The following is a 2,092-nucleotide window of genomic DNA, read 5'->3' on the forward strand; positions in this document are numbered from 1 at the left end:
CGGCGAACGGTATAAGCAAACATGGTCAAGCCCAGAGGGTCGAGGGCCTAGAGCATAAAACGCCCCGGACACTCGACCCTCGGCGCAAGCGAAGGCGGGCTACTGCCGCACCCACACCTCCGCCACACTAATGGCAGGGGTCAGGAAGCCGTCCGGCCAGTTCTGGATGCGGGCCCGGTAAGCCCCCAGGGCGGGCAGGGTCATGGTCCAGACCCCGGCTGCATCCTCGGCCAGCAGCCGCTGGGCGGCGGCCAGGGCCTCACAGGCCTTGGTCTGATTGGGCGCACGCAGGTACTGGGTGAAGAGCTGCTGGAAGCGCGGGCTGTTGTAGCGCCAGTAGTAGCGGGGGTTGGCGTAGTTGCCGATGTCGTTGGCCTCGACGTGCCCGATGATGGTCATGGCGTAGTCGGCCTGGCTGAAGACCCGTTGAATCCAGGTGTTGAAGTCGGTGACCTGGATGGTCACCTGCAAGGGCCCCAGCTTGTTGAGCTGGGCCACCAGGGCCTCGCCGATGCGACGCTCGTAGGGGAACTCGGCGGCCAGGTTGAAGGTGAAGCGCAGGGGGTTCTGGTTGGTGAAGCCAGCCTCGGCCAACAGGCGGCGGGCCTCGTCGGGGTTGTAGCTATTAAAGTTGGAAAGGTCTATGTAGCAGGCCTCGCCCGGAGAGCGCATGGAGCCAATCTTGGTGCCGTAGCCCAGCATGGCGCCCTGGATAAGCTCGTCTTTGTTGATGGCCAGGGTGATGGCCCGGCGCACCCGCACGTCGTTGAAGGGGGGACGGCTGTTGTTGAAGCCAGCCACCGCTTCAGCAGTCGCAGAACCGGAGAAAACCTTGAAGTTGTTATCCCGTGCGAGCACCACCGCGTTCTCGGGCAGCAGGCTGTAGGCAATCACGTCCAGGTCGCCCGCCCGCAGGCCCGCAAGCTGGGCATCCCCATCCCCCAGGAAGCGGAAGTTGACCCGATCCAGGTAGGGCAGGCCCTGCACATAGTAGTTGGGGTTGCGCTCCAGCCGCACCGCCACCCCCCGCTCCCAGCCCGCAAAGCGGAAGGGCCCGGTGCCAATGGGCTGCACCCGCTGCTCGGCCAGGGGCCGCTGGCGCGGGCCAATCAGCGATTCGGGGCGCGAGAGGATGAAAAGGAAGTCGTTGTTGGGCTGACGCAGGCTGAACACCACCGTGCTGGGGTTGGGGCTCGTGATGTTAGCAATGTCGCGGTAGAGGTCGGGGCGCAGGTGGCCCGAGGCCCGGGTATCGGGGTTTCTGGCCCGGTTGAACTTGGCCAGCACATCCTGGGCGGTAAAGTCGGAGCCATCGTGGAACTTCACCCCTTGGCGCAGGGTGAAGGTGTAGGTCAGCCCCGAGTTGGAAACCACCCAGCGCGAGGCCAGCGAAGGCACAATCTCGCCCTTGGGGTTGCGCTTCACCAGCCCTTGCAGCACGTTGTCGTAGACCACCCGGGAGATATCGGCCCCCGCCACCTGGGTGGGATCCCAGGCTGCGGGTTCGGTCTGGATGGCAATGGTGATGGAACCCCCGCGCTGCTGGGCCAGACCCATGGATAGAGCCAGCAAACCGACGAGCAACCAACGTTTCATCACGTTTCCTCCTTTGTGTGGAAATATCACGATTTATGGTCGCGCCGTGCGGGTGGGCCCTGGTATCGCGGAGCCCCACCAAGGAGTTGGGTTGGGTTTTCTCCACCCGCCCCACCCGAAAAAAGCCATGACGATACGCTTTTTTCGGACTCGCCCGTACCTGCACGATAACACGAAAGGCCTGGCTGGAAAAGAGGTGTTGGGCCTGAAATGGTGCCCTGCAATGGAGCAGCCAGCTTTATCGCGCTCTTCACAGACGTGGCCGCCCACGAAAACGAGAAGGGACCAAGAGACGTGCCGCACCGAGGTGAGGCAGGCGTGTCTGCGTTGCGTCTGGGCAAAGACGCATGTTTTCGAGTTTCCAGGCGGCCACTGTTCTGTCCAGAACCGGGCTTTCTCGAACTCGCATGATATGTGAAGAGCGCTCTAGACCTACAAGCACCTTTCAAGGACAAACAGCCAAGAATGGGGGGTGGGCAGCGGGTCTGCAAAACCG

At 63.0% G+C, this 2,092-nt stretch carries 1 protein-coding gene; it reads right to left on the reverse strand.

From position 1 onward, the window contains the following. Window positions 1-99 precede the first annotated feature (99 nt). Window positions 100-1,596, reverse strand: coding sequence for an ABC transporter substrate-binding protein (locus tag NZN28_RS14335; RefSeq protein ID WP_295399302.1), 1,497 nt, complete (start codon window positions 1,594-1,596; stop codon window positions 100-102). Window positions 1,597-2,092 lie beyond the last annotated feature (496 nt).

The organism is Meiothermus sp. (assembly GCF_025056915.1).
Classification (GTDB): Bacteria; Deinococcota; Deinococci; order Deinococcales; family Thermaceae; genus Meiothermus.

What these genes read in the sequence shown, in the direction of transcription:
- NZN28_RS14335 (WP_295399302.1), bottom strand. Translation starts at nt 1,596, where the DNA reads ATGAAACGTTGGTTGCTCGTCGGTTTGCTGGCTCTATCCATGGGTCTG.